Below are 20511 nucleotides of genomic sequence, written 5' to 3'. Positions count from 1 at the left end.
ATAAGAAATAACGACAGGCTCAAAGTTAAACAATTCTCCTTTCTCGTACTATTTCGCCGTTGTGGCGGGAGGAAATTTGCAAGTAAAGCCCACACACGCAGATAGAAACAAAAAAGTGCAGCCCTAAAAAAAGGCTACACTTTTTTACCTTAAACCCTAACTCTAACTTCAAAAACAACAACTAAGCAACTACGCTCTTCACCTTGGCAGATTCGGTAGCATTTTTAGCGATACTATATACAACCAAACCAAAGCCGATTTTATTGACGGCGTCGGCAATGTTGTACGCCAAATCTACTGGTGAACTTTGGGTCAAATCTACTCCAGATACGAGGCCACTCAAGAGATTGCCCGGAAGCAACATGTAACCAATCGGATAGATAGCCCAGCCTACGAAGGTAAACCAACGCAGTACGTTGTAACCATCTTTTACCGCTTGACTGTCAGAAGCCGCGGCTACTTTTGAAGCCTCACCCATGTAAATTTCATAGATGATGGCGGCCCATCCAAGGGTGGAAATGACACCCCAAAGCACATTTGATTCAGGACTTACGGCTTCACCAATGTAGCCCGCAACCAGCATGAGAATTGAACCTAACAAAAGTCTGACGAGCATACCGCTTTTGGCACCCGCAGGGCGCAAAATCAGGTAATACTCAATACACATCAACGGCACCGTCAAAGTCCAGTCGATGTATCTGAATTGCGTAGGCGAGGTGTGGGTTTCGAGCCATACGCCCCTCATGTAAAAATAATGGACTGCGGCAATGAACGTAATCAAAGCAGATACCAGCAGCGAGGTTTTCCACTTGTCGGCCACAGTGCCGCGCTCAACGATAAAGAAAATGGATGCGGCCAACATTGACATGTAGCCCGTAAAAAAAGTAAAACCGATGTAGTCACCTGCAGCGAGTGCACCGTCTAAGAGAATGTTTAACATTTGCATTTTAATAAAAAGGTTTAGAGATGATACTGTTTGAGAATGATTGTTTCTCGTAGCATTAAAGAAAATGTTAAATTATTTTGTTTATTATTTTTTAAAATAAATTAAACAAAAAAATGAAAGTTTGCTAACGTATATTCTCTGTATGAGCCTCCTTGAATCATTACAGGAAAATAATTTATTGGAGGTGAAAAATCTGCCGTCGCATTTTTATTCTGTTAAACGTTTCGCCATACAAATGCTTCTATGAAGAAAATAAATGGGCTTATTTTTCTTCAATATTTATAGTGGTTCATTTGTTCTTTCCGTTTCGAGATGTAAGGCTTTTTTGGGCAAAATAGGTGGTTAGTTCCTGATTTATATCAAGTTGTCTTGTTTGGGGTGATTATGGATGGTCGGTGTCGGTCGAGTGTTGGATGACCGAACGAATGACAAAAAAGCTTGCCAGCGCTAAAACAATGTACAAGACATAGGGGACTTGAATCATGCGTTCAATCTGATAGCCAGTGTTATGGAAAACCACAAATACTACCATTGAAACGTATAGATATGGTGATGCTATTTTTAGAAATTTCATATTTTTTCTTTTTTTTATAATGAACAAGATAAACGGAGTGTTTTTGGGATTTGTTTAATAAATAAATGAAATTATTAAACAAAATATTCAATTTTTAACGATTGGCGTTTACGAATGGAGCTTTCGATTTTGAACGTATACAGTCAGGGTACTTTATATATATGTATTGTGAGGGAAGAGGGGCATGAGTATTACACCAAGGATTCGGTGGTTTGCCGCAAAAACGCAAACCATCAAACTAATTTTACTAATTTTGCCCCCTCAAATTTGACATTTTATCATTATGAGTAAAAGATACACCGTTACGGCCGCCCTCATATATGCCAATGGACCCATCCACATCGGGCATTTGGCGGGCTGTTATGTACCCGCCGATATTTATGTGCGCTATTTGCGGGCCACAGGTGCCGAAGTGGCGTTTGTGAGCGGCACTGACGAGCACGGCGTGCCCATTACAATCCGCGCCAAAAAAGAAGGCCTGACACCCCAGGCCGTCGTCGACAAATATTATACCCAAATCAAGCAGTCGTTTCTGGATTTTGGGATTTCGTTCGATGTGTATTCACGCACAAGCCTGCCCATTCACCACGAAACGTCGCAAGAGTTTTTTAAAACCATTTACGACAAAGACGGCTTCATTGAAGAAACCAGCGAGCAATATTACGACGAAGTAGCGCAGCAGTTTTTGGCCGACCGCTACATCGTGGGTACTTGTCCTGTGTGTGCCAATCCAAACGCCTACGGCGATCAGTGCGAGCGTTGCGGAACGGCGTTGAGTCCGTTGGAGTTAAAGAATCCTCATTCTACGTTGTCAGGTTCAAAACCAGTATTGCGAGCCACTAAAAACTGGTTTTTGCCGCTAGATAAAATGCAGCCTGACATTGAAAAATACGTCAGCAGCCATACCGAATGGAAGACCAACGTGGCCGGTCAGTGCCAGTCTTGGCTGAAAGAAGGGCTGCGCCCGCGCGCCATGACCCGCGACTTGGATTGGGGTATCAAAGTGCCCCTGCCCGATACCGACGGCAAAGTGCTCTATGTGTGGTTTGAAGCGCCAATCGGGTACATTTCGGCCACCAAAGATTGGTTGATTCAGAAAAATGGCACCGATGCAGGTTGGGAAACTTGGTGGCGGCGGTCGTCACCAGAAGACCAAGATACCAAACTGATTCACTTTATCGGCAAAGACAACATCGTGTTTCATTGCATCATCTTCCCGGCTACTTTGATGGCGATGGGCGATGATTACATTTTGCCCGACAATGTGCCCGCCAATGAATTCATGAATCTGGAAGGGGATAAGATTTCGACATCCCGCAATTGGGCCGTGTGGTTGCATGAGTTTTTGGAAGAAATGCCTGACAAGCAGGATGTACTGCGGTACGTGTTGACGGCCAATGCCCCCGAAACCAAAGACAGTGAGTTTACTTGGAAAGACTTTCAGACCCGCAATAACAGCGAATTGGTGGCCATTTACGGCAATTTCGTGAATCGTGCCGTGGTGTTGACCCACAAATATTGCGATGGTAAAGTGCCAGTACGCGGTGAATTGACCGATTTTGATAAAGAAACCTTGGCAACGCTGGCGGCTTTCCCGCCCCGAATCGCCGAGGCCATCGAAACCTACCGTTTCCGCGAAGGCTTATCGTTTTTGATGGATTTGGCGCGTTTGGGGAATAAATACCTGGCCGAAACGCAGCCTTGGCAGGTCATCAAGACGGATGCCGAGCGGGTGAATACCATCATGAACATCGCCTTGCAAATTGCGGCCAACTTGGCCATTGTGAGTGAGCCGTTTTTGCCTTTTACGGGAAACAAACTTCGCCAACAGTTGGGTGAAGGGCAGTGGAAATGGGAAGAAGCGGGAAGCGCAGATTTATTGGCTGAAGGACAGGCGATTGGCGACGCATTTTTGTTATTTGAAAAAATTGAAGACGCCGTCATTGAAAAACAAATTCAAAAACTACACGACGCAAAGAAAATGAATGAGTTAGAAACCAAATCGGTGCCTGAGTTGAAACCAACGGTACAATTTGATGATTTTGCCAAATTAGACCTCCGCATCGGTACCATTTTAGAAGCTGAGCGAGTGCCTAAAAGCGATAAATTATTGAAGTTTTTGGTCGACGACGGTTTTGAAAAACGCACCATTTTAAGTGGGATTGCTAAGCATTTTACACCTGAAGAAATGGTGGGCCGCCAAGTGACCTTCATTGCCAACCTCGCGCCGCGCAAAATCATGGGGCAAGAATCCAACGGCATGATTCTCATGGCCGAAGACCGCGACGGAAGCCTTTCGCTGATTCAGCCGCACAAAGAAGTGTGGGCGGGTGCGTCTATTTCATAACGAGGGCTTGAAGTATCGTTGTAAAATCATTTCACTAAAAAGGGCAAATAGGTTCAAAACTTATTTGCCCTTTTTTAGTGAAATGCAGCGTAGAGGCGGTGCATGACCACGATATGAGGCAACGTGATGAGCGATAAAAGAATGAAGGCTTCCCCAACGGCAAAACCTCGAAAGTAAACGTACACCCCAAAGCCGACCAAAGCCAAGAGACCAAAGGGAAGCAATGCGAAAGTGAATTGCTTGAATGTGCCTTTTTTCGTTGCTTTATAATAAACCAATTGATGTTGGAGCGATTGCATTGAATGCCAAAGACAGAATACCACAATAAAGCCAAACAGTAAGGGCGTGAGCCAATACCACGCCGTCACTACGGCCCATTGCAAAGTGTATCGTGGCCAATTTTGGCTTTCGTAACGAAGCAAAACGCCGAAATAAATGAGAGAAAATGCGGCACCAATCCCCCAACGCGCTGTTTGAGTAATGGGGAGATTGATACTTGTGTTGCCAACCATCGTCCCAAAAATACCAAGCGCTTCTTCCCAGTGCAATAATACGGGAAAGGTCAACAGCCATATACCCCAAAGTAAAGAGGGGAAATACCAAACAGATGGATTCTCAAAGTTTGATTGTCCGAAATGATGGAGAGAAATCGCAAAGAAAATGATAAGGGCTGCCGCAGGTGTCACCCACCAAACTGCCAAATAAACGCCCATTGAGCCTAAATAAATGCCGATAAACGCCAATAAACCCATCAACGTGGTACTTTGACGGTACAAATGGTCGTTGGCCCCGTGAGGAATCCCCACGCTGCACAGCAACACCCCGCAGAGGACTCCCTGCTCGGTAGTGTTCCAATCCAACCATGCGAACAAACCGATAAGCAGCCCCTGCAATAGGCATTGGAACATGAACAAAGGGGAATGTACGTATTTCATAAGTTGAAATAATAAGAGGTTAAACTGCGAAGAAATAACCGGATAGGCAGGCGAATAAAAATCAGCATTTCTTCCCAAAGGTTGGTCTCTTCATCCAAAAATCGCAGAATACGGGGTACGGGCTGGGTTTCAAAAAGGCGTTGAAACACGGCTTTGCCGCGGTTAGGGTAGCGGGCTAAAATTTGTAAAAGTAAGTGGTCATAAAATCGAAATCGTTGCGCCCGCCGCATCGTGGGTAGTGGTTTCTGCTGTTTGAGGGCTGTAGCAAGGGCTTTGGCGTAGGCTTGCATCCGCCGAAATCCATAACCTGTGGTGGGCTTGATGGCTCCGCCCAAAGTACCGAGGTAGATGAGGCGGGTTTGGGCGCTCAGGTACTTTCGTTGCATATCAAATTGGGGCGTCATTGGAATTGCGCCTTCTTCTTCCTCCAAAATTTGATAATTAATGTTTTTTTTGAGCATATAATCACTCAATGCCGCATCGGCTTCATCTCTCGTGAGCCTAAACTCCCCAAATCGGGTTATTTCGACCAGAGCCTCGGTACTCGAAAAAGGCAACTCGTACATGAATTGAGTACTGCCGTTTTGGGCTATATCAAATCGCATGAGGGTGGCGCAGGTCTCATCAAATACCGGCTCAACGGTTCGGACGCGCCAGCCGACAAAGGTTTGCCACAAAAAGAGTCTGTTTTTTTTTCTTTCTTGATTGCCCAAAAATACAGAGAGTGGATTGGAAGAACCAAGTTCGCCATTTGGCTGACCGGGCATAGCCGACATAAATACCCGACTGCTCCACCAAGTATCATCGGTGGTTTTTATCCTAACTTTTGCTCCAGTGTCGTCAATTTCTACAACGGTCATTGTGCGCCAGACAATGTTGGCGCAACCCGCAAGTTGTTGTCTGATAGATGCGTAAAAATCGGCACTGCGTACGTGATGATAGGAATAAGGGGATAAATCATTGCGTTGGGAGAGGTCGTGGGGATTGAATATAGAAGACCACGATTGGCTAATCATTTGGTTGGGAGTTAATGGTGAAGTTGACCAATAACACCATGTACGGTCGTTATGCTTGGTTGAATCACTTTCTACAATGCACAAATGCTTGGTATTCAGTAGTCCCTGCTCAAAAAGTGATAGAGCCAGCCAAAGACCAGACGCCCCCGCACCCACGATTGTATAATCAAAAAAAGCTAAAGTGTCTGTTGAAATGAGGGAGGGGGATGTCATTATTTAATCTCGGTAGGTGGGTTTTGAGGCCAACAATAGACATGCTGGTAGAAGCATTTTTAGAAAGTTTTTGCTTTTGGATTTACAACATTTTGTTATTTGAGATTGTTTTGCCGCACGTCAAAGCCAGGGAATACCTTCTTATCCCCTTAAATCCTATCCACTCGTATTTCGTTTTTTAAATTATTTTATTAATTTGCTTCCCAATTGTATTATAACTATTTCTGATTTTATTATTAAATTAACGATATGTATTGCATCGCAGAAATAGACAATAAAACTCCCTAATCGACACTATTTAATTAACCTTCAAACCCCTCCCATTTCATGAAAAATTTCCTGGAACGCCGTTCATTTTTGAAAGCATCGGCGGCGATAGGTTCCGCTTTAGGATTACCTTTTATTTCCAAAGCCAATAACAATTCTGTTGAGGCGCAAATCGAACGGGCCAACTTTGCCCCCAAGCCCGTGGGTAAGTCAGTCATTGGTCTCAAGATGCCACCCATTGCCCAAGTCCGTGTCGCCTTTATTGGGGTAGGAAACCGTGGTTCGGGTCACGTGAAGCTCGTTCACGCTTGCGGGGCTAAGGCTAAAATTGTGGCGGTTTGTGATATTCAGGAGCGTTACACCAATCGTACAAAGCAATGGTTGGAGTCAAAAGGCGTAAATGATGTTGCTTACTACCACACCAAAGTGGATGCTTGGAAAGAAATGTGTCGCCGCGATGATATTGACCTTGTCATCATCGCTACGCCTTGGGAAGACCACGTACCCATGTGCGTTTATGCCATGCAACAGGGCAAACACGCAGCTACCGAAGTACCCGCTGCGTATACTTTGGAAGATTGCTGGAAGTTGGTCAACACCGCCGAGCAAACCCAGCGTAACTGTATGATGTTAGAAAACGTCTGCTACGGTGACGAAGAATTATGGCTGCTCAACATGGCCAATGAAGGTCTTTTTGGCACGCTTACCTACGCGGAATGCGGGTATATCCACGACCTGCGTGAGATGCTTTTCTCCAAGACAGATTACTACAATATGTGGCGTATTCGTCACAACTACGCCCGCGACGGAAACCTGTATCCGATGCACGGTTTGGGGCCCGTAGCTCAATACATGAACATCGACCGTGGCGACCGCTTCAATCATTTGGTTTCGATGAGCAGTTTGGAAGCAAGCCTAAGTGAAGACTCGACCGTAATGACCGACCCTACGAATGAGTTTCATGGTCGTAAAGGATTTAAGAAAGGAGATATGAACAACACCTTGATTAAGACACATTTAGGCCGCTCGATTTTGGTGCAGCATGATATTGTGACGGCGCGGCCTTACAGCCGTATCAACATGTTGGCGGGCACCAAAGCGTTTCATATGGGCTATCCAAGTCATTTCTCGAAAAAAGGACAGGGCCACGGATTTTTGAAAGAAGAAGAATACAAGGCGCTCAGAGAGCAATACAAACACCCGATTTGGGCCAAAATGAAGGACGAAATCGAGAAAAACGGCGGGCACGGCGGGATGGATTTTGTGCTGATTTACCGTTTGATTGATTGCTTCAATCGGGGTACGTCGCTAGATATGGATGTGTACGATGCGGCTTCTTGGTCGTCGGTTACACCACTTTCGGCGCTTTCGATTCAGGGTGGCAATGCGCCTGTTAAATTCCCTGATTTTACCCGGGGACGTTGGAAAGAAGCGCGTAAGCTCGGAATGCTGGTGAATGTATAGAACTTGATGGGCATAAAAAGATAAAGCCCCGCTATCGAGAGCGGGGCTTTATACTGACTATTCCTAAACCCTTAACCTTTTCTACATGAAAAAACTAACTTTAAATTCTTGGCAGCTTTTCAAAAGTTATTAAAAACCGTTGAGCATGCTGATTGGTTCCCCAATGATTCTTTCCGTATCGTGGGTGGGAGTCAATGTTTCCCACTCTACAGTCCACAGAAAATTTATATTGTGTGCCGTTTTGCGAACGTTTTCGAGCCAAATTTTTGCATTTTCGTCATTGCTGCTCTTCATGGCATGATTCAACAACTTCACTGCACTTTTAAACTCTTGCTGCTTTTCGGCGTTTATATTCACTAACTTGGACGGGCTTTGGTTGTATAAAGTCACAACTTCTGTAAAAACTTTCCACTCGTCCTGCTCAATAAAAGGCGTAAAATGATCGGTAATGTACTGTTCAAATGCCTTTTCTCTTCCTTTTGATAAACCCGCAGTATTTACGGTACTTTTATCATCTTTTGCGTTTGATTCGATTGAAATTAAACTCAAACAGAATCCTATTACAAATATAATTAACTTAACTGGGTATTTCATAATATAGTTCAATTCTCTTCTGCTGATTGAACGATACAAAGGTACGGCAATATTTTATAAGTCCAAATTTTTATTTTTCATCATTCGGAATAATATTCTGTTTATTCTTTCATAAAACGCTGATTTTTAATAAAAAACAAAGTGAATGTTTGAATATTTCAGAATATTATTCTGGTTAAAATAATACAACTTCAATAAAATTTTTATTTACAAAAAAGTAAAATTCTTTAAAAAGTACAATCATTGATTGAAATTATTCATAGCATTTTGGAGTCCTAAAGTACAAAAACTAAGTATTGCTTCTCCTGCACGGTCCAAATCAATGAGTAATTCTTCGAAACTATTTTCGGGAAAATTACTTAAAACATATTTTACCTGTTGTCCACGGGGAAAATCATCGCCAACCCCAAACCGCAACCGGGTGTACTCCTGAGTGCCCAGCAATTCTTCAATATTTCGTAAGCCGTTATGTCCTCCGCTGGAGCCTTTGGGTTTGATTCGAATCTTGCCCTGCGGAAGTTGAATCTCATCCGTCACGACCAGCACATTTTCAACGGGGATTTTCCACGCGTCCATGTAGTAGCGCACGGCTTTGCCGCTGAGGTTCATATAGGTAGTCGGTTTGATAAAGTAAATCTGCCGTCCTTTGTATTTAAACTCGGCGGTATAGGCCAGTTTTTGCATCGAAAACTTAAAGTCATGTTGGGCAGCCAGTCGGTCAAGTACCATAAAGCCTACGTTGTGGCGCGTAAATGCGTATTCAGGTCCAATGTTGCCGAGACCTACGACGAGGTATTTCATAGAAAGTGTAATTGATTATAAAACAAAAAAGTGAATCCAGTCTTTATTCTTTGACTTTCTCCACTACCAGATTGTGGTTGGTATAGATACAAATATCGGCGGCAATGTGGAGACTTTCGCGGACCATATCTTCGGCAGAAAGGTGCTGTGCGTGTTTTTTGAGCGCCAAGGCTGCACTTTGGGCAAACATCGCTCCTGAGCCGATAGCGGCTACCTGATTGTCGGGTTCGAGTACATCGCCGGTGCCTGAGATAACGAGCAGCTCTTCTTTTCCCGCCACTATCATCATGGCTTCCAATTTTCGAAGGTATCGGTCGGTGCGCCAGTCTTTGGCGAGTTCGATGGCGGCGCGTTTGAGGTTGCCGCCGTAGGCATTGAGTTTTTCTTCAAAACGCTCAATGAGCGTAAACGCGTCGGCGGTGGAGCCCGCAAATCCCGCAATTACTTTTCCGCCAGCTAAACTTCTTACTTTACGAACGTTGCTTTTGGCCACGGTATTTCCCATGGTGGCCTGCCCGTCGGCGCCTACTACTACTTCTCCGTTATGAATGATACCTACTACGGTGGTGGCATGAATTGGTTGCATGATATAAATGAGTCTGATGATTGAAAAACAATTGATGGACAATAAAAATCCCTCTCCTAAAAAATGACAGTAGGAGAGGGACTAAGGTCGGCCGCTGCCGTGGGGTTGATTATACCAACATTCCGAGCGGGTTCTCCAACAGTTTCTTAAACGTTTGGAGGAAGGCCGAGCCTGTAGCACCATCTACCACGCGGTGGTCGCAAGAGAGCGTTACTTTCATGATATTGGTGGGATAAATCGTACCGTCTTCTTTGAAAGCGGCTACTTTCTTGATGCCACCCACGGCCATGATGCACGAATCTGGCGGATTGATAATGGCCGTAAATTCGTCGATCCCAAACATTCCAAGGTTTGAAATCGAGAATGTATTGCCTTCCCAATCTTTAGGTTGAAGTTTTTTGTCCTTGGCTTTGGCGGCCATTTCTTTCACTTCTCCAGCAATAATGGAAAGTACTTTCTTGTCGGCGTCACGCACCACGGGAACCAACAGACCTTCGTCAACGGCTACCGCCACGCCAATATTTACGTAATGATATTTGCGAATCTTATCACCCAACCACGCAGAGTTAACGGCAGGATGTTGTTTCAATGCCAACGCTGCGGCTTTGATGACCATGTCGTTAAATGATATTTTGACAGGGCTAACTTCGTTGATTTTACCGCGCAATTCCATGGCTTTGTCCATGGTAATTTCCATGGTCAGGTAGAAATGCGGAGCTGTAAACAAACTTTCGCTCAAACGACGGGCAATGGTTTTGCGCATTTGCGACACCGGCACGTCCTCGTATTCGCCCACGGGCGCTGGAGCGGCGGCGGGTGCAGGAGCAGCAGCCTGTGGTACTGGAGCTGGAGTGGCTACGGGCTTTGCAGGTGCTGATTGTGCGGCGTCAATGTCTTTCTTAACAATACGTCCACCTTCGCCCGAACCCGTGATTTTGGTTAAATCAACGTTTTTATCTTTTGCCAACGCTTTTGCCAATGGCGACGCCTTAATGCGAGCGTCGGTACCGTTGTCGGAGACTTGCGGGGCCTGAGCAGCAGGAGTCGTTGCGGCGGGAGCAGGTGCTGCGACTGCAACGGGGGCTGGTTGACCATCGCTGTTCAATAAAGCTTGGTAATCAGCGCCGTCTTCGCCAATGATAGCAATGACGCCATCTACGGCTACGGCTTCTCCTTCTTTGGCTCCAACGTAGAGCAAGGTGCCGTCTTCGTAGTTTTCAAGTTCCATGGTGGCTTTGTCGGTTTCGACTTCGGCCAGAATATCGCCTGATTTTACTTTGTCTCCTACTTTTTTTAGCCACGCTACCAGTACCCCTTCGGTCATGGTATCGCTCATTTTAGGCATTCTTACAATCGTCGCGTTGACATTTGCGGCGGGCGCAGGGGCTGCTACTGCGGGAGCAGGTGCCGCCGCTGGTTGCTCAGCGGGAACTGTGGCAGGTGCGGGTTGAGATGGAGCAGCGCCGCCATCAAGAAGCGCCTTGTAATCTTCGCCGGGCGCACCCACGATTGCCATGATGCCATCTACGGGTACGGCAGCGCCTTTTTCTACGCCAATGTACAAAAGTGTACCTTCTTGGTAGGACTCCAAGTCCATGGTCGCTTTATCGGTTTCTACTTCGGCAATGATATCGCCTGATTTAATTACATCTCCTACTTTCTTGTTCCAAGCTGCTATGACGCCTTCGGTCATGGTATCGGACATCTTGGGCATTCGGATTACTTCTGCCATATGAGTGAGAATGAATAGGGAATAGTTCCTTTAAGTTTCGAGTGTCAAAATTAGTAGAAACACTCAAAAGTCGTTTATTTCTTTCAGAAATTAGTTCGATGTTTGTTCATTAAAAATCACTCCGCTGTATAATTCGGCAAGCGGAATTTCGGCTTCGATAGAATCTAACTGCACCATTTGGTCCAATTGCTCATAGACTCGGTATTGCCAAGTCTTTTCGTCTATTTTAAAAAATACTTCTACCAACGGAAAGCGTTGCTCAATTAATACATATTCCCTGAAAGTTGGAATTTGACGGTATTTTTTAAATTTCTCACCTCGGTCGTACGATTCCGAACTTTCGGAAAGCACTTCTACAATCAGCACGGGATTTTTGGCGGCTTCGGGATTCTCATCAAAATACTCTACGGGGCCACAAATCACCGATGCATCCGCGTAGCGATATTTTTCCTCGCTGATGGCGATTTTTAGGTCGCTGTTGTAGGCATTACACGGGCGATTTTTGAGAACACGGCGGAGTTCTCCACCTATGTTGTTTCCAATAAGACTATGTTCAACCGTTCCTCCAGCCATCGCAAATACTTCACCGTCTTCATACTCGTATTTAATGCCAGTTTGGCGTTCGAGTTCAAGGTATTCAGCAATGGTATAAAATTGATGATTGTGTGCTGGCAAACCCATATTTATACATTAATTAATCTTTAACACCGCCATAAACGCCTCTTGCGGGATTTCTACGCTACCGACCTGACGCATCCGTTTCTTTCCTTTTTTCTGTTTTTCCAACAGTTTACGTTTACGAGAAATATCTCCTCCGTAACACTTGGCCAGTACGTCTTTACGCATGGCTTTGACGGTTTCGCGGGCAATGATTTTTTGTCCGATAGCGGCCTGAATGGCAATCTCAAACATCTGACGAGGAATAAGTTCGCGCAATTTTTCGCAAAGTTTCTTTCCCCATTCGTAGGCTTTGGTACGGTGTACGATGGCCGAAAGGGCATCTATGCCGTCGCCGTTGAGCATCACGTCGAGTTTAATCATGTCTGACTCACGGTAATCCAGCAGCTCATAGTCGAGCGAAGCATATCCGCGCGAGATGGTTTTTAACTTATCGAAAAAGTCAAATACTACTTCAGCCAATGGCATTTCAAACACCAACTCCACACGCTCGGCGGTAAGGTAGTTTTGGTTTTTGAGCAGGCCGCGCTTGTCCATACAAAGCTTCAAAATGGGCCCGATGTATTCAGACTTCGTGATGATTTGTGCTTTGATAAAAGGCTCCTCAATCCACTCAATATAGTTGGGTTCGGGCATTTCAGAAGGTGCACTTACTTCGAGCATGTTTCCTTTGGTGGTCACCACGTTGAATTTTACCGAAGGAACGGTCGTAATCACGGTCATGTCAAACTCCCGCTCTAGGCGTTCCTGCACGATTTCCATGTGCAACATTCCTAAGAAGCCGCAACGAAAACCGAAGCCCAACGCCGCCGACGTTTCGGGTTCCCACACGAGGGCTGCATCGTTGAGTTGCAGCTTTTCCATGGCTTCCCGCATTTCTTCAAACTCGCTGGTTTCGACGGGATAAAGTCCCGCAAAAACCATTGGCTTTACTTCTTCAAACCCTTTGATGGGTTCTTTGGAAGGTTTATCTACGTGCGTGATTGTATCTCCAACTTTTACTTCACGGGCTACTTTGATACCCGAAATCAAGTACCCTACATCGCCGCATTCAATCACATCTTTGGGTTCTTTTTCCAGACGTAGCGTCCCGATTTCGTCGGCATTGTATTCTTTGCCCGTGGCCACAAATTTTACCTTATCGCCTTTGCGGATGCTACCGTTCTGAACGCGGAAAATTACTTCAATACCGCGATAAGAATTAAAAACAGAGTCAAAAATCAGGGCTTGGAGCTCAATATCAGGATTGCCTTTGGGGGCGGGAACACGCTCAATAATGGCCGCTAAAATTTCTTCAATGCCGATGCCTGCTTTGCCCGAGGCGGGAATGATATCGTCGCGGTCGCAGCCGAGGAGGTCTTCCATTTCGTCTTTGACTTCTTCGGGCATGGCACCTGGAAGGTCAATTTTGTTCAAAACAGGGATGATGACCAACCCCTGATTCATCGCCAAATACAGGTTAGAAATCGTTTGTGCCTCTACGCCTTGCGAAGCATCTACGAGCAACAGTGCGCCTTCGCAGGCGGCAATCGAGCGTGATACCTCGTAGCTAAAATCCACGTGGCCGGGCGTATCAATCAAATTAAGGGTGTACTTTTCGCCTTTATATAAATAGTCCATTTGGATGGCGTGGCTCTTGATGGTGATACCGCGCTCACGCTCCAAATCCATGTCATCAAGTAGCTGGGCTTGCATTTGACGGTTAGTGACCGTCTTGGTAAACTCCAATAAGCGGTCGGCCAGCGTGCTTTTGCCGTGGTCAATGTGGGCAATAATGCAGAAATTACGAATGTGTTTCATTAAAAATTTAGTATTGAGTGCAGCGTATTGAGTAGTAAGAGCTTGGTACAAAAACTGTACTCAATACTTAATACTCAATGTGGTTTGCAAAATTACGTCAGATTAGCCGAATAACAGCGGCTTTGGTAGGATTGTTTGCCCAACAATCGGTTGAAGTTGCATTTTATGGTTATATGCCACCGTAGGGGTAAGTGCAATTATGAAACATAGTTTAACCGCTACGTTTCAGATTGTAGGTAACCAATATGTTACTTAAAGGTGACCTAAGGTTGCGTACCATTTATTTACAATACTGGCTCCTGAAAAACAGGAGCCAGTATCGCTTTTCCTCACGTTATACTACCTTATGTTTCAGTAAGGTAGCCATTATGGTTACATTACATTGGAGATTATTTACTGGAGTGATGCTTTCACCTCCTGCTTCATCTATTCTCGGATATTAATTGGAATTTTAAATTCTGACCTAGTGGCTGGTTTTAGAAAAATGGTCTTTAACGAAGGCATGAAGTTGGTTTTCGGTCATTTTTTCAGTCGACATAACTTCAATCTTTATATTATCAAAATGGTGGTCGGTTTTTAATAGATTAACAAGTTCGGCCTTGGCGTTGGTAGGACCAAAAAGGAGTACTTCATCATAGTTTTTGATAACCTCCCCCAACCGTTTGTAATAATCGGCCTGTTGATGTTGCTCTTTATTGTGCATTATATTTTCATTCTTTCCTAAACTGATTTCCTTCGCTTCGTGCGTAAATGTTGACTCAATTTCGGCATCTTGTTTGGGTTCATCCGTAAATTCCATAAAGTGAGCGCTTTCTGAATCCATCCAAATGCCAATTTTCTTTGATGTTGTCATGGTGTGTGTTAGTTTTGGATTGTGTAATTAATATCAATTTGTGTAAAGAAGTGATAATAGTCTCCTCCTTCTTTTATTGACCTACAAAAACATTGCTTCTGTTTTTGGTTTTTGAACATTTTTTTGTACCGCAAAAATCCGTTTTTTAGGCCCAAAATCATTACACTTTTACCTTGAAGAATTACATCTTTCACACATCAACTCTCCCATCCTTGGTACCCAATATACAACTTAGAATCTACCTGTTTGCTGAATTTCAATAAAACTACCTACCAAAGAAGAAGTACTAAACATAGCCGCGGCTCATGCCCTAAACGTGCACGGACTGGCTATTACGCCCGAAATGGCAGAACAGGGAAAAGTTTTCATTAAAGAGGAGAATTGAAGGGGGGGGCACCGCAGAACACTGAGCATTCACCGCAGATAACATTCAAAAGGTCATCTGCGGTGAATAGAATATTACAGATTAAACCAATACGTCAGCTTGGCTTGGATAGAACGGTTGCGAGATTGGCCGTTGGCGGTGTTGTAGTTGTCGATATAGACCAAAAAGAAATCTGACACGGGCGCAAAACGCCACTGAAAACGCGTATTGATATTCATGTTCTCAAATTGACTGTTGTATTGCATATAGGTTGTCAAAAAAACCTTTTTAGAGAACGTCCAGTCTAAGCGTGGGCCAATCAAAAAAACGTTGTTTTTGCCGATGGGCAAATCAATGTGGTTGTAGGTGAAGTTCATCGCCAACGCAATGTAGGGCTGATAACGATAGTTGAGCGAGCCCGCCAGACTCACGATGTTTCCGTCGTAATATTGCCCGATGAGCGGCTGGGCAAAAAGCCACCATTTTTTGCGTTGGTCCGAGAAATAATTGAGCGAAGCGTTGTAGTAAGTATACTCCGAACCTCTTTTTAAAGGAGCCAGTTTGTTGTTGCTGCGTAACGCGTCAAAGTCAGAAAAAAGATAGGTATAGTTTTGATTGATTGAAAACAGCATCCGTGCCGAGCTATTGAAAAACATTGACAAAAACGGCCCCGCTATGCGGTCAGTGGTACCTATGTTGGGCATGGTGTATTGCTCCAAGGCCACCCCAACACTGTACCGGTTGACGAGTTTGTTGCGCGGATAAAACGAAAACCCGAGTGTAGGGTTGATGCGCAGGTAATCTTTGCGCGGTACAAAACCCACTTCGGCGTCGTAGCCCTTGCCCACCCAATCGTGCGCCCAGCGGAAAGTATATTTCAATACACTGTACATGATGGAGAATCCATTGGCAAAAGCATCTTTTTGCTTGGTTTCACTGAAAGATTGATGATAATAGGCTTTGCCCGTCCAGCGGCTGTCTTTAGAGGTAAAATTGTATTCCAGACCACCCACTCGGTTAAAATTCGTCAGTTTGGGGCTCATTTCGGGGTGTAAGGTCTGTTTGTTGACAAAAATAGCCGCGATGTTTGACCGGTTAAATATCTTCCGTTGCACGGCCAGTACGCCATAATTTGCCCCCGAGATTCCCTTAAATTCATCATCGGCCGTTTGAGCGTTGAGTAGCCCAAGACGCCAGTTATCGTCTAGTTTTCCGCTCAAACGAGCGCCGTACACAATACGGTTCGGAACGCCTAAGCCCGTCGTGGAGTCGCGGGCGATGCCGATTTGACGCGAGAAAAAAGGACTGATGATTTGATTGCCCGCTCCGCCAAGGTTGCTTTGCGGGGGCAAAAAAGGGTTGATGACGTAACTTCCGAAACCCGAAAACAAATCGGAATTTTCCAAGAAGAACTGCCGCTGTTCGGGAAAGTTGATGTCAAATCGGGAAAGGTTGATAATTTGTCGGTCGGCTTCTACATTGGAAAAATCAGGATTGATGGTCAAATCCAAATTAAGCCCCGACGTAACGGCGATTTTGGCGTCTCCTCCGAAGTTGAGCCGGCTTCCATTATTGGGGTTTTTAGGATTCACGAAGTCCTGCGCGTTGCCCGCCGCAATGTACGGAATCAGTGAGATGTTGGCACCTGATTTTTTCAAAGGTTTTTCGAATTCAATCGGAATGGCATAGCCCAAATTCATGATAATCTGATTTTGGGGAATTTGCACAAGCGTGCTTTGCTCGTTTATTTGGGTATCAAAACGATAACTTTTAAACAACCATTGAGGCGTGTTTTCTTTGAAACGCAAGGTCGTAAAGGGAATCGCGATTTCGGTGGTCCAATAGTTATCATAAATCTTTGATTCGCCCGTCCATTTATTATCCCAAAATTCACTAAAAAAAGAGTTGTCGGTGGCCCCGTTGTAGAGCAATGCTTCGCGCATTACGCCCAAGGGGTTCATCCCAAACAAAAACGCATTGGTCTTATCGTTGAAGGTATCAATGACAAAGGTGACGTTGTCGTTGCCGCCCGCCCGATAATCCCGGCGGTAGGAGAGAATGACAAACTTGTTGCTTTTGGTATAGCATTTGGCGCTGATGTAAACGAATTTCTCGTCGTACGCGATTTTTACATCCGTTTTGTACACGGCTTTTAGGGTATCCGTGGGGAAGTATTGCCAAAAATCCCCTAATGTGGTACTTTTTTCCCAGATGGGTTCGTCCAAAACACCGTCAATTTTAATTTTATCCGTCGTGAAATTGACCTTGTAAGGGGTTATGTTTTGGGATAAGACTGGGATGGAAAATAGGAGTAAAAGTAGAATTCTCATCAAATGCGGTGGGTTGTTTACGAGAGATAGATTAGGAAAGAACAAATTTAAGGGTTTTGTGTACCAACAACCATCTCATAGCTCAATAACTCACAAATATTTCCAAAAAGCCCAAGCTTTTCGGGTCTTTAGGTATATTAAATCCTTGTCATTTGTGTAGGCTTCGCGCTCAAAACTAATATTTCTGTATGCTAAATAGCGACGACGGTACTGAATCAACCGCACGAGAAACTCTACCAGATACCAGGCATAAAAAAGAAATATTCCCAGCTCAAGCTGTTGACGCAGATGAATGCGCTCGTGATTGAGCAGCCATTTGGGCGGGCTGGCTTCACGGCAAAACACCCACGGAAAAAACGTCAGCCCTTCCACCCACAAAAAAGGAGTGTGTACTAAAATCATGGGCAGACGAAATTGTTTTGGCATGGTTTTCGTAAAAGGTTTGACAACTTTTTACGAAAGAACTAATTTTAGGCAACTTTCTCAACGGGTTGAGGGCTAAATCTAAAAGTGGCAAAGGTATTATTGCTTCTTTTCTTACCGATAATAAAGTATTTATTTGCGCTTAACTCTTTCATTTTAAACCCCTAACCCTTTTGGGAATTATGCTATTTACAGCCAATTTACTTAATCTTTTTGACCACACCATTGGAAAGGCCGAAATTGAAGTAGCCGAAAAAAGAATCATCAGTATCAAAATAATTGGAGCCGAGGAGCCAGAACTGCCGTACATCATGCCCGGTTTTGTGGATGCCCACGTCCACATTGAAAGTTCGATGTTGACCCCCGCGCAATTTGCCCGTCTAGCGGTTGTCCACGGAACCGTCGCCACGGTCTCCGACCCGCACGAAATCGGCAATGTGTTGGGCGTGGCGGGCGTAGAATACATGATTGAAGACAGCAAACGCGTGCCGTTTAAGTTTTGTTTCGGTGCTCCTTCATGCGTACCCGCTACTACCTTCGAAACCGCTGGGGCCGTGATTTCAGCCAAAGACGTTCGTCGGTTGTTGGCCATGAAAGAAATTGGTTACTTGGCCGAGATGATGAATTTTCCGGGCGTTTTGCACGAAGACCCCGATGTGATGATGAAAATCCGTTTGGCGCAGGCATTCAATAAGCCCGTAGACGGACATGCGCCGGGGCTGCGCGGTGCTGATGCCCAAAAATACATCGAAGCGGGCATCACGACCGACCACGAGTGCTTCACCTACGACGAGGCGCTTGATAAACTTCAACTTGGGTTAGATTATATTTTGATACGGGAAGGAAGCGCAGCCAAAAATTTTGAGGCGCTTATCCCGCTTATCGCCGACTTCCCCAACCGACTGATGTTTTGCTCGGACGACAAGCATCCCGATAATTTGGTGGAAGGCCATATCAATCAGTTAGTAAAGCGAGCGCTGGCCAAAGGCTATCCGCTTTTCAGCGTATTGCGGGCGGCCTGCCTGAATCCCGTATTGCATTATCGTCTCAACGTCGGTTTGTTGCGGGAGGGAGACCCCGCTGATTTTATTTTGGTCAACAATCTTCAAGATTTTGACATTTTGGAGACCTACATAGAAGGAGAGAAAGTATCCCAAAATGGCAGCTCAAATATCCCTGACCTGCGAAGCCCGCTGGTCAATCAATTTGACTGTAAATTTTTACAGGCCACTGATTTGAAAATTGAAGCGACTTCTTCGTCTTTGACATTGAACGTCATTGAGGCGTTGGATGGACAACTCATCACAAATCAGTTGGAAGTGCCAGCGCTGATACAGAATGGCCTTATTGTGTCGGATACGGCGCGGGATATTTTGAAAATCGTTGTTGTAAATCGCTATCATCCTGCGCCTGTCGCGGTAGGATTTATTAAAAACATCGGATTGGAGGAAGGAGCGATTGCGTCGTCGGTGGCGCATGATTCTCACAATATCATTGCCGTGGGCTGTGACGATGAAAGTTTGGTACAGGCCATCAATTTGGTGATTGAAGCCCAAGGTGGTGTGAGTGCGGTCAGCCAAAAAGCGGGTGCGGCGCATCTTCTACCGCTCCCAATTGCGGGTTTGATGTCGGACGTTGATGGATATAAAGTGGCGGAACAGTATACGCAAATTGATTTTTTTGTTAAATCTCAACTTGGTTCTAAGCTAAATTCGCCGTTTATGACACTATCTTTTATGGGCCTTTTAGTAATTCCTTCGTTGAAAATGAGTGATTTAGGTTTATTTGATGGGCAAAGTTTCAGTTTTACCAAATTATATTTTTAAAAATTAATTGTTAAAAAAACACTTTTTATTTTGCAACTTATTATAAAGAAAATTACATTTGAGGCGTGATTGTTTCTAAACCCCAAACCCCTCCACCCCAATGCCTCGTTTTCACCTTACAACCCAAGAAGAGGTAACTCTCTGGAATCAGTTCCGCCAAGACGATGAGCCTTCTTTTGCACGTTTGTATCAATGTTATGTTCAATTATTGTACAATTACTGTACACAATTCAGCGCCGATAAGGCTCTAATCAAGGATTGTATCCACGATTTGTTTGTGGAACTTTGGCAACACCGCCACACGCTCGGCGATACCACTTCGGTACGCTATTATTTGATGGCTTCGATTAAACGTAAGTTGGTTCGTCACCTCAATGCCCAGCAAAAAAACACGAGCAGCGAGGAGATTCCGTTGGAGTACCATCATTTGTACACCGCTTCGGCAGAGTCTTATGTGATTGCTCAGGAAGATTATCTACAAACCAATCGTAACCTGAATGAAGCACTCGAAAAACTGCCCCGCCGTCAGCGCGAAGCTATTTTCTTGAAATTCTACGTTAATATGACCAACGAAGAAATTTCTAACTTCATGAAAATCAATATCCAATCGGTGTATAACCTCGTATTTGGTGCGTTGACGAGCTTGAAAAAACAACTGTCGATGGAGCGCGTAATCGTGTAGCGTTAAAAAGAATTTTGCTTTAATTTGATATTTAGGCCAACGCCCGTGGATGAATTTCTACGGGCGTTTTGTTTGGTGTT

18 protein-coding genes are annotated in these 20511 nt (G+C 44.8%); 5 read left to right on the top strand and 13 right to left on the bottom strand.

The window, feature by feature from the left end; translation table 11 throughout:
• Positions 1–181: 181 nt before the first annotated feature.
• Together NCI00_RS22880 and NCI00_RS22875 are read right to left on the bottom strand one after the other, a co-directional pair.
• Complete coding sequence (locus NCI00_RS22880) at positions 182–946, bottom strand: bacteriorhodopsin-like (protein ID WP_253531652.1); 765 nt, start codon at positions 944–946, stop codon at positions 182–184.
• 382 nt (positions 947–1328) lie between these two features.
• Positions 1329–1520, bottom strand: coding sequence for a hypothetical protein (locus tag NCI00_RS22875; protein WP_253531651.1), 192 nt, complete (start codon positions 1518–1520; stop codon positions 1329–1331).
• 283 nt (positions 1521–1803) lie between these two features.
• On the opposite strand from NCI00_RS22875, the gene metG reads away from it, so the two are divergent.
• Entirely contained in the window at positions 1804–3867 is a 2064-nt protein-coding gene (gene metG, locus NCI00_RS22870) for a methionine--tRNA ligase (RefSeq protein ID WP_253531650.1), read from the top strand.
• A gap of 74 nt (positions 3868–3941) precedes the next feature.
• Here metG and NCI00_RS22865 read toward each other — a convergent pair whose 3' ends face one another.
• Entirely contained in the window at positions 3942–4802 is an 861-nt protein-coding gene (locus tag NCI00_RS22865; protein WP_253531649.1) for a Brp/Blh family beta-carotene 15,15'-dioxygenase, read from the bottom strand.
• Positions 4799–6031, bottom strand: a complete 1233-nt coding sequence (locus NCI00_RS22860; RefSeq protein WP_253531648.1) for a lycopene cyclase family protein — start codon at positions 6029–6031, stop codon at positions 4799–4801. Before NCI00_RS22860 ends, NCI00_RS22865 begins: the two co-directional genes overlap by 4 nt.
• A 327-nt stretch (positions 6032–6358) precedes the next feature.
• Here NCI00_RS22860 and NCI00_RS22855 point away from each other — a divergent pair, with 327 nt between their 5' ends.
• The gene (locus tag NCI00_RS22855; RefSeq protein ID WP_253531647.1) at positions 6359–7762 is read left to right on the top strand and encodes a Gfo/Idh/MocA family protein; all 1404 of its coding nucleotides are present in this window, start codon (positions 6359–6361) and stop codon (positions 7760–7762) included.
• Between the two features lie 129 nt (positions 7763–7891).
• On the opposite strand, the gene NCI00_RS22850 is transcribed toward NCI00_RS22855, so the two are convergent.
• The 7 genes from NCI00_RS22850 to NCI00_RS22820 all read right to left on the bottom strand — a co-directional run bounded on the left by NCI00_RS22850 (position 7892) and on the right by NCI00_RS22820 (position 14806).
• Entirely contained in the window at positions 7892–8356 is a 465-nt protein-coding gene (locus NCI00_RS22850) for a hypothetical protein (protein ID WP_253531646.1), read from the bottom strand.
• 240 nt (positions 8357–8596) lie between these two features.
• Positions 8597–9157 carry an aminoacyl-tRNA hydrolase gene (gene pth / locus NCI00_RS22845; RefSeq protein ID WP_166560060.1) on the bottom strand — a complete coding sequence of 187 codons (561 nt, stop codon included), beginning with the start codon at positions 9155–9157 and terminating at the stop codon, positions 8597–8599.
• A gap of 43 nt (positions 9158–9200) precedes the next feature.
• Positions 9201–9743: an ATP-dependent protease subunit HslV gene (hslV, locus tag NCI00_RS22840; protein WP_166560061.1), complete on the bottom strand. Its 543-nt coding sequence runs from the start codon at positions 9741–9743 to the stop codon at positions 9201–9203.
• Positions 9744–9852: 109 nt separating this feature from the next.
• Entirely contained in the window at positions 9853–11475 is a 1623-nt protein-coding gene (locus NCI00_RS22835) for a pyruvate dehydrogenase complex dihydrolipoamide acetyltransferase (protein ID WP_253531643.1), read from the bottom strand.
• Between the two features lie 90 nt (positions 11476–11565).
• Positions 11566–12156, bottom strand: a complete 591-nt coding sequence (locus NCI00_RS22830) for a Uma2 family endonuclease (RefSeq protein ID WP_253531641.1) — start codon at positions 12154–12156, stop codon at positions 11566–11568.
• Positions 12157–12165: 9 nt separating this feature from the next.
• The gene (lepA, locus tag NCI00_RS22825) at positions 12166–13953 is read right to left on the bottom strand and encodes a translation elongation factor 4 (RefSeq protein WP_114069385.1); all 1788 of its coding nucleotides are present in this window, start codon (positions 13951–13953) and stop codon (positions 12166–12168) included.
• A gap of 463 nt (positions 13954–14416) precedes the next feature.
• The gene (locus tag NCI00_RS22820; RefSeq protein ID WP_253531639.1) at positions 14417–14806 is read right to left on the bottom strand and encodes a hypothetical protein; all 390 of its coding nucleotides are present in this window, start codon (positions 14804–14806) and stop codon (positions 14417–14419) included.
• A 253-nt stretch (positions 14807–15059) separates the two neighbouring features.
• Here NCI00_RS22820 and NCI00_RS22815 point away from each other — a divergent pair, with 253 nt between their 5' ends.
• On the top strand, positions 15060–15191 hold the full coding sequence (locus NCI00_RS22815) for a DUF1059 domain-containing protein (RefSeq protein ID WP_310586789.1): 132 nt from the start codon (positions 15060–15062) through the stop codon (positions 15189–15191).
• 74 nt (positions 15192–15265) lie between these two features.
• On the opposite strand, the gene NCI00_RS22810 is transcribed toward NCI00_RS22815, so the two are convergent.
• Positions 15266–17500: a DUF5916 domain-containing protein gene (locus NCI00_RS22810; protein ID WP_253531637.1), complete on the bottom strand. Its 2235-nt coding sequence runs from the start codon at positions 17498–17500 to the stop codon at positions 15266–15268.
• 90 nt (positions 17501–17590) lie between these two features.
• The gene (locus NCI00_RS22805) at positions 17591–17926 is read right to left on the bottom strand and encodes a hypothetical protein (protein ID WP_253531634.1); all 336 of its coding nucleotides are present in this window, start codon (positions 17924–17926) and stop codon (positions 17591–17593) included.
• Positions 17927–18105: 179 nt separating this feature from the next.
• On the opposite strand from NCI00_RS22805, the gene ade reads away from it, so the two are divergent.
• Together ade and NCI00_RS22795 are read left to right on the top strand one after the other, a co-directional pair.
• Positions 18106–19749, top strand: a complete 1644-nt coding sequence (gene ade / locus NCI00_RS22800) for an adenine deaminase (RefSeq protein ID WP_253531632.1) — start codon at positions 18106–18108, stop codon at positions 19747–19749.
• A gap of 100 nt (positions 19750–19849) precedes the next feature.
• Positions 19850–20431, top strand: a complete 582-nt coding sequence (locus NCI00_RS22795; RefSeq protein WP_114069394.1) for an RNA polymerase sigma factor — start codon at positions 19850–19852, stop codon at positions 20429–20431.
• Positions 20432–20511: the final 80 nt, after the last annotated feature.

This window comes from Runella salmonicolor (assembly GCF_024158025.1).
GTDB lineage: Bacteria > Bacteroidota > Bacteroidia > Cytophagales > Spirosomataceae > Runella > Runella salmonicolor.
This window is presented reverse-complemented; position numbering and strand designations above follow the sequence as displayed.